The following is a 357-nucleotide window of genomic DNA, read 5'->3' as shown; positions in this document are numbered from 1 at the left end:
TGGCGAGCGTGTTCAGCGTCTTGGCATTGCCGACCTTGAAGACCGCGCGGATTTGCAGATGGTCCTGAAGATTTTCCCCGACGCCCGGCAAGTCGTGCGCGACCTCGACGCCTTGGCGCTTCAAGAGCGTGCCCGGCCCGATGCCCGACAATTGCAGGATCTGCGGCGAGCCGATTGCGCCGGCGGAAAGGATGACCTCCCTGCGCGCACGAACCTGCGCACTGCGTCCCTGCCGCTGAAGCATAACGCCAACGCAACGCTTGTGACCGGAACCCTCGGTTTCCAGAATCAGCCTTTCGACGTGGGATTGCGTCCAAATCGTCAGGTTCGGGCGGTGTTTCGCCGGGCGCAAGAAAG

The 357-nt window shown here is 62.7% G+C and carries 1 protein-coding gene; it reads right to left on the bottom strand.

What is annotated here, in order from left to right:
* Window positions 1-357: GMC family oxidoreductase N-terminal domain-containing protein (locus tag AC0C6X_RS30190; protein WP_472956720.1), on the bottom strand; the 357-nt coding region annotated here is incomplete at both ends.

The sequence above is a fragment of the Ensifer sp. VA4 genome, from assembly GCF_055710065.1.
Note: the sequence above shows the minus strand (reverse complement) of the source record. Positions and strands in the feature narration are given on the sequence as shown.